Source organism: Pedobacter cryoconitis (genome assembly GCF_014200595.1).
Classification (GTDB): domain Bacteria; phylum Bacteroidota; class Bacteroidia; order Sphingobacteriales; family Sphingobacteriaceae; genus Pedobacter; species Pedobacter cryoconitis_C.
The window spans coordinates 153,185-171,076 of record NZ_JACHCG010000002.1 but is presented as its reverse complement, the minus strand read 5'-3'; the positions used below and the strand labels follow the sequence as shown (position 1 = coordinate 171,076).

At 39.0% G+C, this 17,892-nt stretch carries 21 protein-coding genes; 15 read left to right on the top strand and 6 right to left on the bottom strand.

Annotated features, from left to right (window positions below; translation table 11 throughout):
* Positions 1 to 15: 15 nt before the first annotated feature.
* Positions 16 to 708 carry a sterol desaturase family protein gene (locus tag HDE70_RS14710; RefSeq protein ID WP_221302080.1) on the bottom strand — a complete coding sequence of 231 codons (693 nt, stop codon included), beginning with the start codon at positions 706 to 708 and terminating at the stop codon, positions 16 to 18.
* Between the two features lie 122 nt (positions 709 to 830).
* Between HDE70_RS14710 and HDE70_RS14705 the strand changes: the two genes are divergently transcribed.
* The 6 genes from HDE70_RS14705 to HDE70_RS14680 all read left to right on the top strand — a co-directional run bounded on the left by HDE70_RS14705 (position 831) and on the right by HDE70_RS14680 (position 5,702).
* On the top strand, positions 831 to 1,247 hold the full coding sequence (locus HDE70_RS14705; protein WP_183891090.1) for a hypothetical protein: 417 nt from the start codon (positions 831 to 833) through the stop codon (positions 1,245 to 1,247).
* A 68-nt stretch (positions 1,248 to 1,315) separates the two neighbouring features.
* The gene (locus HDE70_RS14700; protein WP_260160796.1) at positions 1,316 to 1,789 is read left to right on the top strand and encodes a DUF3347 domain-containing protein; all 474 of its coding nucleotides are present in this window, start codon (positions 1,316 to 1,318) and stop codon (positions 1,787 to 1,789) included.
* 57 nt (positions 1,790 to 1,846) lie between these two features.
* Positions 1,847 to 2,401 (top strand): DUF3347 domain-containing protein, encoded by a 555-nt coding sequence (locus HDE70_RS14695; RefSeq protein ID WP_183891089.1) that lies wholly within the window; start codon positions 1,847 to 1,849, stop codon positions 2,399 to 2,401.
* A gap of 34 nt (positions 2,402 to 2,435) precedes the next feature.
* Positions 2,436 to 2,876, top strand: coding sequence for a heme-binding domain-containing protein (locus HDE70_RS14690; protein WP_221270733.1), 441 nt, complete (start codon positions 2,436 to 2,438; stop codon positions 2,874 to 2,876).
* A complete protein-coding gene (locus HDE70_RS14685) occupies positions 2,873 to 5,101 on the top strand; it encodes a multicopper oxidase domain-containing protein (RefSeq protein WP_183869423.1) in 2,229 nt (742 codons plus the stop codon). The genes HDE70_RS14690 and HDE70_RS14685 overlap by 4 nt, the downstream gene beginning before the upstream one ends.
* A 94-nt stretch (positions 5,102 to 5,195) precedes the next feature.
* Positions 5,196 to 5,702, top strand: coding sequence for a GNAT family N-acetyltransferase (locus HDE70_RS14680; RefSeq protein WP_183869424.1), 507 nt, complete (start codon positions 5,196 to 5,198; stop codon positions 5,700 to 5,702).
* A 49-nt stretch (positions 5,703 to 5,751) separates the two neighbouring features.
* Here HDE70_RS14680 and HDE70_RS14675 read toward each other — a convergent pair whose 3' ends face one another.
* Entirely contained in the window at positions 5,752 to 6,576 is an 825-nt protein-coding gene (locus HDE70_RS14675; protein WP_183891088.1) for an energy transducer TonB, read from the bottom strand.
* A 202-nt stretch (positions 6,577 to 6,778) separates the two neighbouring features.
* Between HDE70_RS14675 and HDE70_RS14670 the strand changes: the two genes are divergently transcribed.
* On the top strand, positions 6,779 to 7,606 hold the full coding sequence (locus tag HDE70_RS14670) for an SDR family oxidoreductase (protein WP_183891087.1): 828 nt from the start codon (positions 6,779 to 6,781) through the stop codon (positions 7,604 to 7,606).
* Between the two features lie 67 nt (positions 7,607 to 7,673).
* Positions 7,674 to 8,465, top strand: coding sequence for a DUF2625 domain-containing protein (locus HDE70_RS14665; protein ID WP_260160788.1), 792 nt, complete (start codon positions 7,674 to 7,676; stop codon positions 8,463 to 8,465).
* A 35-nt stretch (positions 8,466 to 8,500) separates the two neighbouring features.
* Here the strand turns inward: HDE70_RS14665 and HDE70_RS14660 are convergent, their stop codons facing one another.
* Both HDE70_RS14660 and HDE70_RS14655 read right to left on the bottom strand, forming a co-directional pair.
* On the bottom strand, positions 8,501 to 9,133 hold the full coding sequence (locus HDE70_RS14660; protein WP_183891086.1) for a class I SAM-dependent methyltransferase: 633 nt from the start codon (positions 9,131 to 9,133) through the stop codon (positions 8,501 to 8,503).
* Positions 9,134 to 9,235: 102 nt separating this feature from the next.
* The gene (locus HDE70_RS14655) at positions 9,236 to 10,093 is read right to left on the bottom strand and encodes an AraC family transcriptional regulator (protein WP_183891085.1); all 858 of its coding nucleotides are present in this window, start codon (positions 10,091 to 10,093) and stop codon (positions 9,236 to 9,238) included.
* A gap of 202 nt (positions 10,094 to 10,295) precedes the next feature.
* On the opposite strand from HDE70_RS14655, the gene HDE70_RS14650 reads away from it, so the two are divergent.
* Genes HDE70_RS14650 through HDE70_RS14635 form a run of 4 tightly spaced genes read left to right on the top strand, consistent with a single transcriptional unit; the run spans position 10,296 to position 12,734 of the window.
* Positions 10,296 to 10,883, top strand: a complete 588-nt coding sequence (locus tag HDE70_RS14650; protein ID WP_183891084.1) for a TetR/AcrR family transcriptional regulator — start codon at positions 10,296 to 10,298, stop codon at positions 10,881 to 10,883.
* Between the two features lie 55 nt (positions 10,884 to 10,938).
* Positions 10,939 to 11,403 carry a hypothetical protein gene (locus HDE70_RS14645; protein WP_183891083.1) on the top strand — a complete coding sequence of 155 codons (465 nt, stop codon included), beginning with the start codon at positions 10,939 to 10,941 and terminating at the stop codon, positions 11,401 to 11,403.
* 12 nt (positions 11,404 to 11,415) lie between these two features.
* The gene (locus HDE70_RS14640; RefSeq protein WP_183891082.1) at positions 11,416 to 11,748 is read left to right on the top strand and encodes a DUF3817 domain-containing protein; all 333 of its coding nucleotides are present in this window, start codon (positions 11,416 to 11,418) and stop codon (positions 11,746 to 11,748) included.
* Positions 11,745 to 12,734 (top strand): hypothetical protein, encoded by a 990-nt coding sequence (locus HDE70_RS14635; protein ID WP_183891081.1) that lies wholly within the window; start codon positions 11,745 to 11,747, stop codon positions 12,732 to 12,734. The genes HDE70_RS14640 and HDE70_RS14635 overlap by 4 nt, the downstream gene beginning before the upstream one ends.
* Here HDE70_RS14635 and HDE70_RS14630 read toward each other — a convergent pair.
* The gene (locus HDE70_RS14630) at positions 12,721 to 13,407 is read right to left on the bottom strand and encodes a hypothetical protein (protein ID WP_183869433.1); all 687 of its coding nucleotides are present in this window, start codon (positions 13,405 to 13,407) and stop codon (positions 12,721 to 12,723) included. The two genes, HDE70_RS14635 and HDE70_RS14630, sit on opposite strands and share 14 nt — an antisense overlap.
* A gap of 122 nt (positions 13,408 to 13,529) precedes the next feature.
* On the opposite strand from HDE70_RS14630, the gene HDE70_RS14625 reads away from it, so the two are divergent.
* Positions 13,530 to 14,810, top strand: a complete 1,281-nt coding sequence (locus HDE70_RS14625) for a hypothetical protein (RefSeq protein ID WP_183891080.1) — start codon at positions 13,530 to 13,532, stop codon at positions 14,808 to 14,810.
* Positions 14,811 to 14,874: 64 nt separating this feature from the next.
* Here the strand turns inward: HDE70_RS14625 and HDE70_RS14620 are convergent, their stop codons facing one another.
* The gene (locus tag HDE70_RS14620; RefSeq protein WP_183891079.1) at positions 14,875 to 15,696 is read right to left on the bottom strand and encodes an alpha/beta fold hydrolase; all 822 of its coding nucleotides are present in this window, start codon (positions 15,694 to 15,696) and stop codon (positions 14,875 to 14,877) included.
* A gap of 157 nt (positions 15,697 to 15,853) precedes the next feature.
* Between HDE70_RS14620 and HDE70_RS14615 the strand changes: the two genes are divergently transcribed.
* On the top strand, positions 15,854 to 16,786 hold the full coding sequence (locus HDE70_RS14615; protein ID WP_183869436.1) for a sugar phosphate isomerase/epimerase family protein: 933 nt from the start codon (positions 15,854 to 15,856) through the stop codon (positions 16,784 to 16,786).
* Positions 16,787 to 16,798: 12 nt separating this feature from the next.
* Positions 16,799 to 17,812 carry a sterol desaturase family protein gene (locus tag HDE70_RS14610; protein ID WP_183891078.1) on the top strand — a complete coding sequence of 338 codons (1,014 nt, stop codon included), beginning with the start codon at positions 16,799 to 16,801 and terminating at the stop codon, positions 17,810 to 17,812.
* Positions 17,813 to 17,892 lie beyond the last annotated feature (80 nt).

Below are 17,892 nucleotides of genomic sequence, written 5' to 3'. Positions count from 1 at the left end.
ATTATAGCCCTATAATTATTTAAATGTTCCAAACAGCCTGTCCCATATACTTGTATAAAAACCGTAATTATAATCCTCTTTTAAGTGATGGTTATGATGAAAAGAGGATGTTCCCAAGTACTTGATCAACGGTAAATTCCGGGTTTTCGCAGGTAATGGCTCTATACCAAGATGACCAGTCATTCCAAATAAAACATTAATAATCAAATAAATGATAACAGCGTAAATATTAAAAGGATAAATAAGCAGCAATATCAGCCATAATGCACCAAAAGAGATTGTCTCTATTGGATGCAGGATAAATAAATCAATTGGTTTTGGATTAATAGCCTGGTGATGTAATTGATGGACAAATTTATAGAGTAATGATTTGTGGATCAGGTAATGGAAAATGAACATCAGCAAATCCATCGCAAAAAACAGGAGTAAAAAATCTTTGAAAATAGTCAGTGAAATATTTGTCGTCATCCTGATAATCCCATGTTTCCAAAGCCAGAATCCAGCGTAGGTAATAAGCGTATTCAGGAAATTGGTCAGGATGCAGATTTGCCATTCCCTTCGTGTATAAGTATAAGGGACGAAAGGGGCTGTTGCAAATTTTTGCTGTATTATTTTTCCAAAAACCAAGACCAAAAGTGTAATCAACCCATTTTCTATCAGAAATATCAGTCCTGCTGACAGTGCTGGTAACCGCGATAAATAATGCATTACGTTATTGAGATAAGAAACATCCGGCATAAGTGCAGTATAGTGAATTAAGTTAAATTTTGAATGTTTTTATTCAAATTATGTAAATCCATCAAAGCAGTTATGGAGTATATTTGTTTAACATGAAAATCCAGCGTTCCACTATGCTTAAAACAGCCTTTCTTATTATTGTATTCTTTTTGAATACGGTGGTAGGTTTTGCTTGTGTTCTCGGAGCTGATATGGGATTTAATATGATGCAGCATCATCAGGATGTATCACATCATGCTGAAAAAACCGGTGCCGATCATCACGATGCCGGGCAAAAAGATAATTGCTGTAAAGATGAGGTTACGAAGTTGACAACAGCTGATAAAGAAGCACAGTCTGTTCCTTCTTTTAGTTTTCAGCTCTCCTGTTTAGCCGTTTTACCTGCGCCTGTTTATATTCAGGATAGTATAATTGCTATTCCTGCGAATATTCCCAATACTTATTTTGCAAGGCATTGCCGTGCCCCTATCCCGGATGTACGCATTGCCATACAAAGTTTTCAGATTTGATTTAAGGGTTTAATTTTTACATGGGCCTGTCCTGTTGTTGTAATAATTCACCATTAAAATCAATAAAAATGAAAAAGATATTTTATATGATTGCGCTTATAGCCGTCATCTTCGTGCAACCTGGATTTGCACAACAAAACACGAGTCAATCTACCGGTTTGTTATCCTCTTATTACGAAATTAAAGATGCACTTGTAGCAGACAATTCCAAATTAGCCGCTACCAAAGCAGCTGAATTCGTCAAAATCCTGGCTAAAGGAGATCTTCAGACAATTGATGCAGCTCAACAAAAAGCCTTAGCAGCAGATGCAGCTAAAATTAACGCCAGCAATGCGCTGAGTAGTCAGCGCGACTATTTTTCCGTTTTGTCTGCGCACCTGATTTCGACAGCCAAAACTTCGAAATTATCAGCTGAGCCGATCTATGAACTTTACTGCCCAATGAAGAAGAGCAGCTGGTTAAGTAGTAAACAAGCCATTAAGAACCCTTATTATGGAAGTACTATGCTAACTTGTGGTAAAGTAACGGAAACTATAAAATAACTTATCTTTAAATAACCATTGATCTCCTGTAGATCAATGGTTTATAAAAACACAAACATGAAAACTTTCTTGTTAAGCATCGCTATAGCCACTATTTTTTTAAGTGCCTGTACCAGCAATCAAAAACCGGCACAGCATCCTGCTATTGCTACAAAACCAGCAGCTCAAACTTCCTCTTCTCCAATCAAAGAGGTCATCATGGCTTATTTACAGCTTAAAAATGCATTGGCAGCTGATGATGATCAGGGGGCAGCAGCGGCTGGCAATACCTTAAAACTGGCAGCAGGAAAAGTCACAATTGCTGCACTTAATCCAGCTCAGTCAAAAGTCTTTAGTGAGATTGCAGATGATGTTAAAGAGCATGGGGAGCATATTGGGGCTAACGCCGGCAACATCAAACATCAGCGGGAACATTTCGAAATGTTAAGTCAGGAGATTTATGAACTGGCTAAAGCTGATGGGAAATCTGGTCAGAAGTTATATTATGAGCATTGTCCGATGTACAATAATAAAAAAGGCGGGAACTGGATCAGCGAAACTAAAGTGATCAAAAACCCGTATCTGGGCAAAGAAATGGTCACCTGCGGAAGTATCAAAGAAGAATTAAATTAAGCCGGTGGACCGGGTTAAAGTCATATTGATTGTTATGCTGATTTTCTTAATCGCTATACAATTCGTACCGGTTATCAATAATCAGGATAACCAGTTTAAAAACACGGATATCACAAAGATTTATCCTGTACCTGCAAAGGTACAGGCAATCTTAAAAAAGTCATGTTATGATTGCCATAGTAACCATACGCAATATCCCTGGTATGCTAAATTGCAGCCTGTAAGCGGATGGATGGCTGCACATATCAGCAACGGAAAAAAAGAACTGAACTTTAGTGAATTCGGCAGTTATTCAAAGTATAAACAACAAAGTAAATTAAAGGCTATTATTAATAGTATCCAGGATGGAACTATGCCTATAGCTTCTTATACCTTCATTCATAGAAAGGCTAAACTTGTCCCGGCAGCGCAGACATTAGTTCTCAATTGGATGGAGAAAACGAAAGACAGTCTTTCCTTAACAAATCAGCAATGAAATCATTAATTATATATATCCTGTTCACCGGGCTCTTCGGTTTAACTTTAACGCAGGCCCAGGAGAAAAATCACCGGTCAAAAGTTGTTCGTTATGACCTTTATGTCAATGACACGACCGTTAATTATTCCGGGAAACCAAAAATGGCAATGGCTGTTAACGGAAGTATTCCCGGCCCTGCACTGGTTTTTACAGAAGGTGATACCGCAGAAATCTATGTGCATAACCTGATGGATATGGAAACTTCTATTCACTGGCATGGTGTATTCCTGCCTAATAACATGGATGGTGTTCCTTATTTAACTCAAATGCCAATTAAAGCGCATGCTACTTTCTTGTATAAATTTCCGGTTATTCAGAACGGTACTTACTGGTACCATAGTCACACTATGCTGCAAGAACAAAGCGGAATGTACGGAGCGTTAATTTTCAACAAGAAAAATGAGCCTGCTATCCCTGCAATTCCGGTTGTATTAAGTGACTGGACTGATATGAAACCAGAAGAAGTGGACCGCTCGCTCCACAATGCCAATGATTGGTTTGCCATTCGTAAAGGTACAACACAAGGTTATGCCGAGGCGATACAAAAGGGTTATTTTAAAACTAAAGTCATTAACGAATGGAAGCGGATGAATGCGATGGATGTGAGTGATGTGTACTATGAGAAATTTCTAACGAATGGGAAACATATCAATGAACAGCCTCAGTTTAAAGCTGGCGACAAGGTAAAACTCCGGATTGTTGGCGGCAGTTCGTCTACTTATTTCTGGTTAACTTATGCTGGTGGTCAAATTACTGTGGTGGCTAATGATGGTAACGATGTGCAGCCTGTTGAAGTTGACCGGCTGATTATCGCTCCTTCTGAGACTTATGATGTGATTGTCACGCTCGCTGAGGATAAAAGTTATGAGTTCTTATCTACAGCCGAAGACCGCACTGGCTCTACTTCTTTGTGGTTGGGCAGTGGAACCAAAGTACCTGCCAAACCTTTAGGGAAGTTAAAATACTTTGAAGGGATGAAGATGATGAACGGCATGATGAAGATGAATGGTGACATGGAGCCGATGGGTATGGAAATGAGCAATCAGCAAATGGACATGAACGCGGTTATGTACCCGGAAGTAACCGGAGATAATTACGGAAAGAAAAAAGCTGCTGCTGAACCTAAAATGAATATGCCGGAAATGAAAGGGATGGATATGGGTGAAAAGGCAGACTTGGTTACGCTTAATTATGGCATGTTAAAGGCCACTGAAAAAACGACTTTAAGAAAGGGCCCTGAGAAATTATTACGTTTTGAGCTGACTGGAAATATGAACCGTTATGTCTGGACGATTGATAATAAAACAGTCTCAGAGTCTGATAAAATCCTGATTAAAAAAGGAGAAAATGTAAAAATTATATTATACAATAATTCAATGATGCGTCACCCTATGCATTTGCATGGGCATGATTTCCGTGTGTTGAATGGCCAGGGTGAATATGCTCCTTTAAAGAATGTTCTTGACATTATGCCGATGGAAACCGATACAATCGAGTTTGCAGCGACAGAAAGCGGAGACTGGTTTTTCCATTGCCATATTTTATACCACATGATGAGCGGTATGGGCAGAATCTTTAGTTATGAGGATTCTCCTCCTAATATGCTGATCCCTGATCCTAAAGCTGCAATTCAGAAACTGTATGCCGATGACAGAAAAATGCACCTGATGACCAATATAGGATTAGAAAGCAATGGTAGTGATGGTATTGCACGGTTAGCAAATACCCGTTACAGTATTTCTACGGAATGGAGATTGGGATTACAGGCACGTCATGGATTTGAAAGTGAAACTTACTTCGGGAGATATATAGGCAAAATGCAGTGGTTCATGCCTTTCATCGGTTTCGACTATCATTATAACAGCAGAGATAATGATAGTGAGAAAAATATGTTTGGACAATTGACCAACCAGTCTAACAGAAAAGCATTTGTGATGGGTATGCAGTATACTTTACCGATGCTGGTAACCGCAGAAGCCAGACTGGATAGCAAAGGAAAATTACGTTTTCAGTTAAAGCGTGAAGATATCCCGATCACGAACAGGCTAAGGTTAAACCTTTCCGGAAACACAGACAGGGAGTATATGGCAGGTTTCAGATATGCGATGACTAAATATTTCTCCTTGTCTACACATTATGATAGTGATATGGGTTACGGCGGCGGAATTACAATAACTTATTAATAATTTTCAATTTCACAGATAACATTTCTATTTTTACGGGTCCAAAGCAATAAAAACACCGATTCAGACCAATATTAATTACATATTTAAATAAATGGAAGAAATAAACTACAGAAATGCCACAATATCCGACTTAAAAACTATAGTATCCATTTATAATTCAACAATTGCCTCAAGAATGGTGACCGCAGACACTGAACCGGTTACCGTAGAGAGTAAAATAAAGTGGTTTGAGCAACATACAGCAGAAAAACATCCACTTTGGGTCATTGAAAACAAAAATAATGAGATTATTGGCTGGGTAAGCTTACAGGCTTTTTATGGCAGGCCTGCCTATAACGGTACCGCAGAAATAAGTATTTATCTGGATGAAAATCAACGCGGTAAAGGAATGGGTAAAAGAACACTGGCTGATTCATTAAGCAAATGTGCTGCATTGGGCATAACCACTGTTCTGGGATTTATATTTGCTCATAATGAGCCTAGTTTAGGATTATTCAGGCATTTTGGCTTTGAAGATTGGGGTACTTTACCTGACGTAGCCATACTTGATGGTGAAGAAAAAAGCCTTAAGATCTTAGGAAAAAGAATCTCAGCTTAATAAAAGCAAACAGGACGTGCAGGTTTATCGGCATGTCCTGTTTGTTATTTTATTGACCAAGAGAAAAACTGATCGGAATATTATACTTTACCCGGACCTTTCTTCCATTCTGAATACCAGGAGTCCATGCCGGACTTGCTTTTAATACACGGATAGCTTCTTCATCCGTACCATAGCCCAGTTTCCTTTCTACCTTGATACCCGTCAGTTTACCATCTGTTTCTATGATGAAAGATACAAAAACCTTACCCTGCACATTAGCTTCCTGAGCTGCTTCAGGAAATCTTATTGCCTTTGACAGGTAAGCATAAAATTGAGCTATTCCTCCGGGAAAAGCAGGCTGAACTTCCAGAGTTACAAACTCATAAACCTTCGTGTCTTCTACTGCCGCCGCTTGTTTTGCAGGCCCGTCACCGGTTGGCCCCGTAACTACAACTTGTCCATCCGGATCACCAACGATGTTCTTTTGTCCCGGAGTTGCATTCACCAGATCTTTAATCTGCACCGGATCTGTTTCCACCTCTCTGTCCACAACAATCGGCGTTGTAAATTTAACATTTGGTACTTTTGCACGGGGTGGTACAACCGCAGCAGGTGGCGGAGTTTTATGTTCAACCACCGGAGGAATAGCCTGAACTGTGACTACTCTTGTCGTTTCCTGATGTTCGTCCAATGAACTACTGCCTTTGATCAGGCTAATAATTTTAGGGGATAAAAATAGCAGGATAAACAGTGTTCCTGCAATAAAAAGAGCTTTAACTGTATCGGAAGAACTTTGTCTGCGGAGCATATAAGCGCCATAATTTTTGTTTTTCTGATCAAATACTACATCAAGCCACTCATTGCCAAATAAATCGATTTTTGAACCTAACATTGCTTTAAAATTTAGAGGTTAGCACCAGACTATAAAATACTTCTTACCCATTTATAATATGGATGCTAATCGTTCTGGCTTTCCATAAGCTTAACAGCTATTTCTTTTTCAGCTACAACATTTACCATTTCGGTTACAGTCTTCTTTCAGTTAGTACTGACTTTTGTAATAGTTTATACATACACAATAAATACGATTCAAGATGAAAACAATCTTTATTACTGGCGCATCAGCCGGATTAGGTAAAACTACTGCTCAGTTATTTCAGGCAAAAGGCTGGAAAGTAATTGCAACCATGCGCGCTCCGGAAAAAGAAACCGAACTCAATCATTTAGAAAACGTGACGTTATTGAAGCTTGATGTAACGGATGATAAGCAAATTGAAACGGCGGTAAAAGCGGCCATTGAACTGGGCGATATTGATGTCGTATTTAATAACGCTGGTTACGGATTAATAGGGCCTTTGGAATCCTATACAACAACCGAAATCAGGAGTCAGTTTGAAACGAATTTCTTTGGGGTAGTCTGGATTACGAAGGCATTTATTCCTTATTTCAAAGCAAGAAGAAAAGGACTTTTTATAACCACGACTTCCTTATGCGGACTGGCCTCTTATCCGCTTAGTTCCATATACAATGCTTCCAAATGGGCATTGGAGGGCTGGAGCGAGAGTATGTCTTATGACCTCGCACAATTCAGCATCGGTATCAAAACTGTGGCTCCCGGAGGTATTAAAAGTAATTATATGAATGTTATGAAAGTTGCAGAAGATAAGAGCTATGATCCATTGATGCAAAGAATGACCGAAGGATTTAGCGATGGAACATTAATGGAGTTTTCTGAAACAAAGTTGATAGCTGATGTAGTATACCAGGCCGCTACTGATGGAAAAGATCAACTCAGATACCTTGCTGGAAATGATGCAGTAAGAATTTATACTAAAAGACTTGAAGAGGGCACTGAGGCTTACAGGAAAAACCTGACGACTTACCTTAATCTTGAAAGTCCATATGCTACGGCTACTTTATAAGTATTAACCCGGTCTGAGAATCTATAAAAAGATTTTCAGACCGTTGGTTATTAAAATCATCCTATATTTGGAAAAGATAAGTTCTGTTTCGATGAAAAGCGCAATTAAAAATTTCTTCCTGCTGGGTTTTACCCTATTGTCATCAGTGACTTTTGCACAAAACAAAATGCAAAGTCTGAATGAGTTAATTAACCAGACAGATCCGGCCTGGCCATTGGTTCAGAAGTGGGTTGATTCTGCAAAAAATAAAGTTCAGGTACTTGAATTTGATTCAGCCGAAGCTAAAAATGTATTATTCAATACCCAGGTTTCTACTTATTCCACTTTGGGTGCAGTGATTTACAATAGCGGCGGCATTATGGTAGATGATGGCTGGTTAAGAATTTTAGGCTCAGGCAGCAAAAAATTAAACCGTTCTGTTTCAGAGTGGAACAAAGGAAAAACAATTCAGGAATATGGTGATAAGCCAGCTTATCTTTTAGTAGCTGATGATGCTGCCGGTGGCTTTTTTGCTATAAATTATGGTGCATTTGGAGAGGACTTAAAGAACGTTTATTACCTGGCGCCTAACAGTTTAAAATGGGAACCGCTTGGTCTTGGTTACAGTGAATTTATTCGTTTCTGTTTTGACAGCGACCTTTCTGCTTTTTATAAAGGGTTAAGGTGGTCAACATGGAATCAGTTCATCGCAAATCTGGACGGAAGTAAATCTTATAGTTTCCGCCCCTATTTATGGTCGGAAGAAGGGACAGATATAGAAAAATGCAAACGAAAGTTAGTCTCCACTGAAGAACTTTTCAAGTTTAATATAGAGAAACAAAAGGAATTAAGTGCTAAAGGCACTACTGAATCGCAATAAAAAACGCTTTTCAACTTAATTGTATTTGATTCACATTAAGAAGACTTCCTGCCAACAAATCTGATTACGGCGCTTTTTCCAATATGATATTCTCCTTCATTTAAAAAGGCTTCCTCTTCCTCCAGAATCAGCGGATCATAATTTTCAAAGTCAGCAGCTATTTCTGCTTTAGAGAACAACATATCAATATCTTTTGGCCCGCCAACTTTAGGATCAAGGTTATTCAGGTGCAAATGCTTTTTACTGAAAGCTTCCAGGATAATGATACCTCCTGGTTTGAGGTAACCAGCTAATTTCTGATGAAGTAAAGATTTTCTATCTGCTGCAAAATGTGCATACACAAGCCCAATCGCATCAAATGATTCTTTTTCAAATTCAAGTTGTTCCAGGTCTCCAACAATGTATTCCATGGTAACCTGATTCTCTTTAGCAAGTTGTAATGCCTTTGATTTTCCTGCTGTACTCAGATCCAATGAAGTGACTTCCCACCCTAGCTGCGCAGCAAATACGCCGTTACGTCCTTCTCCGTCGGCAGGCATTAATATAGATCCTGGTTTAAATTTATAAAGCCATTCTTTAAAAAACAGATTAGGCCCTTTCCCGTAAGCATAATGCGCTTCCTGATAGCGGTTATTCCATTTATTTTCTTCTTCTACAGACTTATTCATATACATTGGTTTAAAATTTCCTGGAAACAATTCCTTTCCTTGCTACAAAAGTACCATCACGGGTTAAATGCATAGCAGGACAAAAAATTAGTATTATAGGATTTATTTCAGCTTCTGTCTGAATTGTTCAGGTGAATACCCTGTATGTTTTTTAAAGAACCTGATAAAGTAGGAAACATCTTCATAGCCTAAATGAGAGGCTATCTGATTGATTTGATTCGCTGTTGCCAAAAGATTTCTTTTAGCTTCCAGGATCATATGTGCGTTAATAAGCGCTGAACAGGTTTTGCCCAGCATTGACTTGGCGATTGAATTCAGCTGATACATAGAAAGATTTAATAGCGCTGCATATTGAGCTACCTGCTTATGTTCAAAAACATGTTTTTCTAATAATGCTGAAAACTTCTCCATTATTTCCTGGGAATAAAGGTTGTGATGTTCAGAAATACCACTGGTTTGCTGTCTGATAAGCTCAATTAAGAAAATGTCCAGGTTTGCTTTAATAACTTCCTGATACTGCTGTTCTTTGCTGATATATTCCTGAAAGATATCATTTAGTATGATTTGTATTTTTTGAAATTTATCCGGATTAAATTGATAATAATTGAGGCTGCCTGCTTTGCGTAATAGCTGTTCTGATACTTTTTCATTGGAGAAACAGAATTCATTTCCAAATTGTATCAGATACCCTGTACTTTCTGCTTTTAACCGGAGTTGGTGTACCTGCCCCGGACGCATGAAGAAAACAGAATGATCACAAACAGGATAAGCTGTGAAATCAATTTCATGATGACCAATTCCTTTTTTTAAAATGAGAACATAAAAGAAGTCATGCCGGTGAAGTTCCTGTAGCATATCTTTTCCAGCAAGCACATCACTGATATCCCGGATACTGAGGTTCCCGTATAAATCCGGTTCTTTTCTTGCTTCATTTATATGTCTGATCGGTATAGTTTCCATTTTAAGGTAATTGACATCAAGTCAAATGTAATTACATTTTGTAAAACAATGCAGCTGATGTTTCACAGAACAGCTGATCTGCAACCTGAACGTGTATCAGCAAGCGTTGTCAGGAAATAGTCAAATAATTATAAAAGCAGGGAGTTATAGTACTGATCATAGGGAAAACAAATACATTTGAAAACATACTAATTAGTATCTTATGAAGAAGGCAGCGCAAACACGTTTCAGCATATTGGAAAAATCATTTGAATTGATTTATGTCAAAGGCTATCAGTCAACCAGCATTGATGATATTCTTTCTTCTATGGAAGTAACTAAGGGTGCTTTTTTTTATCACTTTAAAAATAAGGAAGAAATGGGTTTGGCGTTAATTGCTGATATCCTCCATCCGCAGATGAAACACTTTTTGATAGATCCGCTGAATTCCTCAGCAGATCCGATAAAAAGCATCTATCAAATGATAGCAAACCTTTTGAAAGATACAGTGAATTTCGATGTCAGATATGGCTGTCCGGCAGTTAACCTGATCGAGGAAATGAGCCCGCTGAATACTGCATTCCATAAACAATTAAAGAACATCGTAATCGAATGGACTGGCGCAATAGAAAAATGTCTGATTACAGGAAAAGAAAATGGTAAGATTGGCTTAATGATCAACCCCGCAGATGCAGCTGCCTATATTGTATCAGGATATGCAGGGATTAGAAATATGGGCAAAACGTTAGGTACATCAGTCTACCAGGCTTATCTGAAACAGTTCAAATTATATCTTAACAGTTTAAACTAAAAAAATTTGCCCTTTCAACATACTAACCAGTATGTTATACAATCCAATTATTCTTATGTTTTCAATTCTGCTTTTCTTCCACTCCATTTTCAGGTGGCTGGTTTTAATCAGCCTTAGCCTCACTATTTACAACTCAGCAACCAGCCTGGTGACTAAGAGCCTATTTACTAAAAAGGATGACCAATACAGGCATTGGACAGCAACGATTATCCATATTCAGTTTATGCTTGGCATGGTCATGTATTTTAAAAGTCCCGCTGTAGCCCGTTTCAAAACAATCGGCATAGCTACGGCCAGAGGAATTACTGAATCAACTTTTTTCGGGGTTATACATATATCAATGATGATAACGGCAGTAATTCTTGTGACTTTAGGTTCTGCCTTTGCCAAACGGTACCAAGAGGATAAGAAAAAATTCAGCATCATGCTCTTGTGTTTCAGTATAGCCTTATTGATCATTCTGGCTGCGATTCCATGGCCATTTTCACCGATGGCTCAACGTCCATTCTTAAGACCTTAATAAACATATAACATGCTTAAACTATTCAAAACAAACATCGGTCGTTTAAGACTGATTGGACTATTAGAGGGTATATCCCTTTTAATCCTGGCAGGAATCGCCGTACCATTAAAATATGGACTTCATCAACCCGCTCTTGTCAGCAAGATGGGCCCTGTACATGGTACACTTTTTCTGTTATTTGTCTTCAATACCTTCAGTGTTGCTATACAGCAGAAGTGGGACAAAGCCACTACAGTTAAAATACTCCTCTCCTGCTTCATTCCTTTTGGCACCTTTTATATAGATTATAAAATTCTCAGACCATCCTATGAACAGGATATTAAGCTTAATAAAGGTTTATGAGGTCAAAGATCATTGTCGTTCTTACGCTTGCCCTGCCTGTTTGTTATGTTTTCTCCTGCAATAGAACAAACAAAGCAGTAGAAAATAATCAGCAGGTTTTCCCCGAATCTCTTGCTTCAACAGGGCTTTTTAAGGGAAAATTAGACAGTCTTTTACCAGCCGATGGTGTAGAGGTTTATCAGTTATCTTCAACCCTGTTTACCGATTATGCAGAGAAACAGCGTTTAATGAAGATCCCTGCGGGTAAAAAGCTCAGGTTAAATGGTGACGGATTACCGGAATTCCCTGAAGGCACTATTCTGGCTAAAACTTTTTTCTATTCCCGCGCAAAGACAGGGAAAAATATAAAGCGTCAGATCTTAGAAACCCGGCTTTTGATATTAAAAAACGGTAAGTGGTCAGCAGGTACTTACAAGTGGAATCAAAACCAGGATCGTGCAGTATATGATCCTTTAAGCGCCGAAGTTAAGGTGACCTGGCTGGACAAAAGCAACGCGCCTCACCAGGTAAAATATCATATTCCATCTGCAAAGGAATGCGTAAGTTGTCATCAATCTGCTGATGAAATTATCCCGATCGGCCCTAAAGGGATGAACTTAAATAGAGAAATCATGGTCGGGAAGAAAAAAATAAACCAACTGATTCATATGCAGGCAAAGGGAAAATTGATATTGGAAAAGAGTGCCGGCAAGTTATCAGCATTACCGGATTATGAGAATAAGAACATTGATTTGGAACACCGTGCCAGAGCTTATATGGAAATTAACTGTGCACATTGCCATAATCCGGATGGTATTGCTTACAGGCAATCGATCATGCTCAATTACAAGGTACCAGTTAAAGAGTCAGGAATAGCGTTCCAGAAAAACAATATCGTTGATCGTATGGGCAATATGGGACAATTCCATATGCCAAAGTTGGGAACAACAATTTTGGACAAGGAGGGTGTAGAGCTGATCAGAAAATATATGATCAGTCTGAATTAATGAGCTTTAAATTCTTCCAATCCCCACCAGAGCCATTCCCTGCCCAATAACCAATCATTTTTCCATGGGTATGAGACAATGATTTTACTTTAAGAACCGGCTGTTTACTGCTATTTACATAAACACTGACGAATTCTCCAGCTACGATTATTTTCACATGAAACCATTGATTTGGATCAGGGGCAGGTGAAATAGGCTGTTCATATTGATTGGGAAAACTGGCCCGGAGCTTTGGCCAGTCATATGCTGGATTAGCAATATATTGTACTGCGTGAGACTTCCTGTCGGGATCACTTGCACGGAAATTAAAAGGTCTGAAATAAATAGACTCATAAATACTGTCATTTAGTCCATGAAAGGCAATACCGAGAAAGCTGCCTTGAAACTTGTCCTTTCCCTTCACCTCAAATTCAATTGTCCCTTCGGTAAATTCCTTATTGTTGATCCAGGCAATACCAGCGCCTTCCGCTTCGTTGAGTTGTATGGCTCCGGATTTTTTATCCAGATTGATCACGCGGTTAACCACTTTGTATTTCTCCTTTAAATTCTGGGCCCGGGTGACTTCAGTACCCCCAATAATGCTGCTCATGATCAGTAATGAAACAGTAGTTTTGAATACTCCATTTTTTGAGCAATGAATAAGCCTTAAAAGACTGGTTACTATTTTTGTCATAAATTGTTATACTTTTAAATGAATAAGTTCAGCAAATGTGAATAATAACTATAACAGAGCATATTCAATGCTGCGCCAAATTCGTGCAAACGTATGCAAGTCTGTAATTGATTGAGATTAAAATGAATAACAACCCGGAAATAGTACCTATCAAAAAGTGTTTGGAGTTAATAGAGAATAAACTAAACCGGGGTGCAGGCAGTGAATGGACAAGCTACGATTTTGAAATGCTGAGTAATGATATCCAAACAGCCACTGGTGTAATATTGAGTGTCACCACCTTAAAACGATTGTGGGGAAGGCTGAAATATGGCAGCACACCTACCACTACCACATTGAATACATTAGCGAAATTTGCGGGATATAACGATTGGCGGGAGTTTAAGCACAAGCTGCCTTTGGATCATTTGCCAATGCCCATCGCAGAAAACTTACCATTAGAAACAGGTGTAAAGAAAGCAGATGGAAAATGGAAATATTGGTTATCAGGCTTATCACTATTACTGATTACAAGCTATGTTATACTTTTATTGTCTACTAAAACCAAAGCCTCCGTTGAGCATACCGTCTATAAATTCAGCAGTAATAAAATCAAAACAGCAGGCTTACCAAATTCTGTTATTTTTAATTACGATGCCACAGCTACTGATAAAGACTCTGTATTTATCAGCCAGTCATGGGATATAACCCGTAAAGTAGTGGTGCCAGCGCAGCAGCATACTTATTCTTCGATCTACTACACTCCTGGCTATTACCGGGCAAAGTTAATTGTTGGCCAGCAAATCGTAAAAGAACATGATTTGATGATCTCATCTGATGGATGGCTTGCTATGGTCCATAAAGATGGGGGTGTTCCGCTATATTTTAAAAAAAATGAGGTACTGAAAAACAATAAGATAGAAGTTAATGAAGAGGTATTGTCAAAGTATAATATTCCTTTACAGCCAGCATTGCCGGAATTGCGTTTTTATAATGTACGGGATATGGGAGATATCAGGAATGATCACTTTATTTTGGAAACTACACTGAAAAGTGATTTTCACCAGGGCAATGCAGCTTGCCAGCGTGTTGAAGTATTGATTCTTTGTAAAGATGAAACGATTATTATTCCGCTGTGTTCTAAAGGATGCGTAGGTGATCTTTCGCTATATGTGGCCGGTACCACGGTAGAAAGCAAAAATACAGATCTTTCAAAGTTTGGTTGTAATCTGGATGAATGGGTCAAAGTGCGGGTGGAAAGTAAAAACCGGCACATGCGTTTCTTTATCAATGGTGAAGAGGCCTATTCACTTAATTTTTCCAGTAAGCCTGCGGCTATAGTTGGATTGCAATATCGCTTCAATGGTACTGGCGCCGTGAAAGACACGCGGTTTATTAAAGATGAACGCATTATTAATTTTTAAAACACGAACTGCCATTACTAGTGTTGACAGCCCGTGTTTCTATTGCATTAAATAAACTAATATTTTAACTTTTAATAAAGGCTAAAAGATCTGCATTGATAGTTGCAGCTTCAGTAGTTGGCATTCCATGAGGAAAGCCCGGATATGAAATAAGCTTTCCGTTTTTTAAAAGCTTCACGGCTTTCGCTCCTGAAATAGGAAATGGAACAATCTGATCATCTTCGCCATGTAAAACCAATACAGGAATGTCTACGCTTTTAAGGTCTTCAGTAAAATCTGTTTCTGAAAAAGCTTTGATACCGTCATGATGTGCTTTTACTCCCCCCATCATTCCCTGACGCCACCAGTTATCTCTGACACCTTGTGATATTTTTGCTCCTTCCCGGTTATATCCATAAAATGGGATCGTAAAATCCTGAAAATATTGTGCCCTGTTTGTTGCAGTACCTTCACGTATCTCATCGAATACAGTTGAAGGAACGCCATCCGGGTTACTTACAGATTGTATCATTATTGGGGTAACGGCACTGATCAATACTGCTTTGGCAACGCGTCCCTGTCCATACTTTGCTACATACCGGATAACTTCACCGCCACCTGTTGAGTGACCTATATGTATGGCATCTTTCAGATCGAGTGCCTTTGTAAGTTCAGCAACGTCTGCCGCATAAGTATCCATATCGTGTCCGCCAGAAGCCTGACTGGATCTTCCATGCCCTCTGCGGTCATGTGCGATCACTCTGTATCCATGTTTCAGGAAAAACATGAGTTGTCCATCCCAATCATCTCCGGATAAAGGCCATCCGTGATGAAAAAAAAGTGGTTGTCCGGTTCCCCAGTCTTTGTAATAAATTTCAGTTCCGTCTTTTACTGTAATCTTACCCATTTCTTTTGATTTTAATATTTGTATTTAAGACAATTCAGGAGTCCTACTTGTTTGCATTCTTATGAATTTGTATGCCTATTCCCATCAGTATGTTACATAGAATGCTTACCGCTGCACTTTAAAATATGTAATTTAAGTTTTTAAACCTAAACTGCTTATGGGATATAACCGACGACATTTTATAGGAAACAGCCTTGCGGTAACCACTGCATTACTTTTACCTGCATTGAACTTATTCGGATCGTCCGGCCCCGTCTCCGATCAGCCGGAAAAAGGCTTTGCATTAAAAATCATGGCTCCCTACTGGGGATTCGATGGCTCAATAACTGACTTCTGTAAAAAAGCAAAAAATGACGGATATGATGGGATAGAGATCTTATGGCCGTCTGATCATATCAGGCAAAAAGAGTTATTCACCGCATTAAAAGAATATCAGTTAGCTGCGGGATTTCTTTGCCGGGGAGACGAACCAATCCCGGAGCATAATTTTATGACTTTCAAAAAGGTAATCGCCGAAGCAACTGCGAATAAATACCAGCAGCCATTATATATCAATGTCCATTCAGGAAGGGATTTTTTCACTTATGAACAGAATAAGCAGTTTATAGATTTTACTGTTCAGTATTCAAAAAAGACAGGTGTTCCTGTTTATCATGAAACGCACAGGTCACGCATGCTTTATTCAGCCCCTGCGGCTTTGCCTTATTTACAAAGAAACCCTGAACTGAGGCTTACACTGGATATTTCACACTGGTGTAATGTTAGCGAAAGCTTACTGGAAGATCAGCCGGCCACCGTTGAACTGGCTATTTCCAGAACTGATCATGTCCACTCCCGCGTTGGGCACGCGGAAGGCCCGCAGGTAAGTGATCCCCGTGCCCCGGAGTGGAAAGCGGAAGTGGCTGCTCATTTTGCCTGGTGGGACAAAGTTGTTGCCCTCAAAAAGAAACAAGGTAAAATGCTTACGATGTTAACCGAATTTGGCCCTCCTTCTTATATGCCAACCATTCCTTTTACGAATCGTCCTGTTGCTGATCAGTGGGAAATAAATGTGTATATGATGAATGCCTGGAAAAAAAGGTACCTGTAAATAACTTAGCTCATGAATATCTTTCAAACATTCTACAACGAACTCACTGGTTTCTTCGGTATCGGCGGTATTGTAAAAATGGTACAAACCGGAAATTACGGATCGCTTTCAACTTTTGAAGGTATACAGCATATTATTGCCCCGATTATACCTTTGCTGTTATTGTTAGAAATAATAAGGGCATTTTTTTATAAACGCTTTAAAATAGATGAATACCGCATCCCATTTTTCGTGTTTGTGGTCAACCGGTTTATATCCAGATTTATATCCATTGCTGCGGTAGCGTTCTGTATTGGAATACTTGAAAAACATGCTATTTTCACGACAACCTTTACCTGGTACTGGCTAATTTACGGTTATATTATCTGGGAGTTTTCTCATTTTGTTTACCACGCTTTAGCGCATAAAGTCAGGATTTTATGGTGCCTTCATTCTACCCATCATGCGCCGCAGCAAATGAACCTCTCTGTTAATTTTGCCCACTTCTTTTTAGAGGCACCTTATGCAGATGTAATCAGAACCTCAATTTGTATACTTCTTGGCGTTAATCCAGCTTTGTTATTTTTCATTATGTTCATCGATGGATTCTGGGGATCTTTTATTCATATAGGGGAAAACGTCATTAAGGACGGAAGATTGGGCTTCCTGAACAGGATTTTGCTTACGCCTTCACATCACCGGGTACATCATGCAAAAAACCCATTGTATATGGACACCAATTTCTGCAACCTGCTGAATATCTGGGACCGGATTTTCAATACTTATCAGGATGAAAGAAAAGATATCAAAATAGAGTATGGCATTACCAGGGAGATGAATCCCAATAGTCTGTGGGATGTTTATTTTGGCGAATTTATTTGTTTAGGAAAAGACATTGTTGCAGCACCTGGTTTAAAAAACAAGTTCTTGTATATCGTGATGCCACCGGGATGGAGCCATACAGGAGACCATAAAACTGCTAAAATTACCAGGCAATCATTTATTGAAGAACAGCAGCAGATGAACAACTCCCCGATAAACAGCTAGTCCCTGAGCTTCCCAACAATTGAAGTTTGGACTTTTCAACAAAGCATGATATCAGATTAGCTTTCATCTTTGTATCCTGA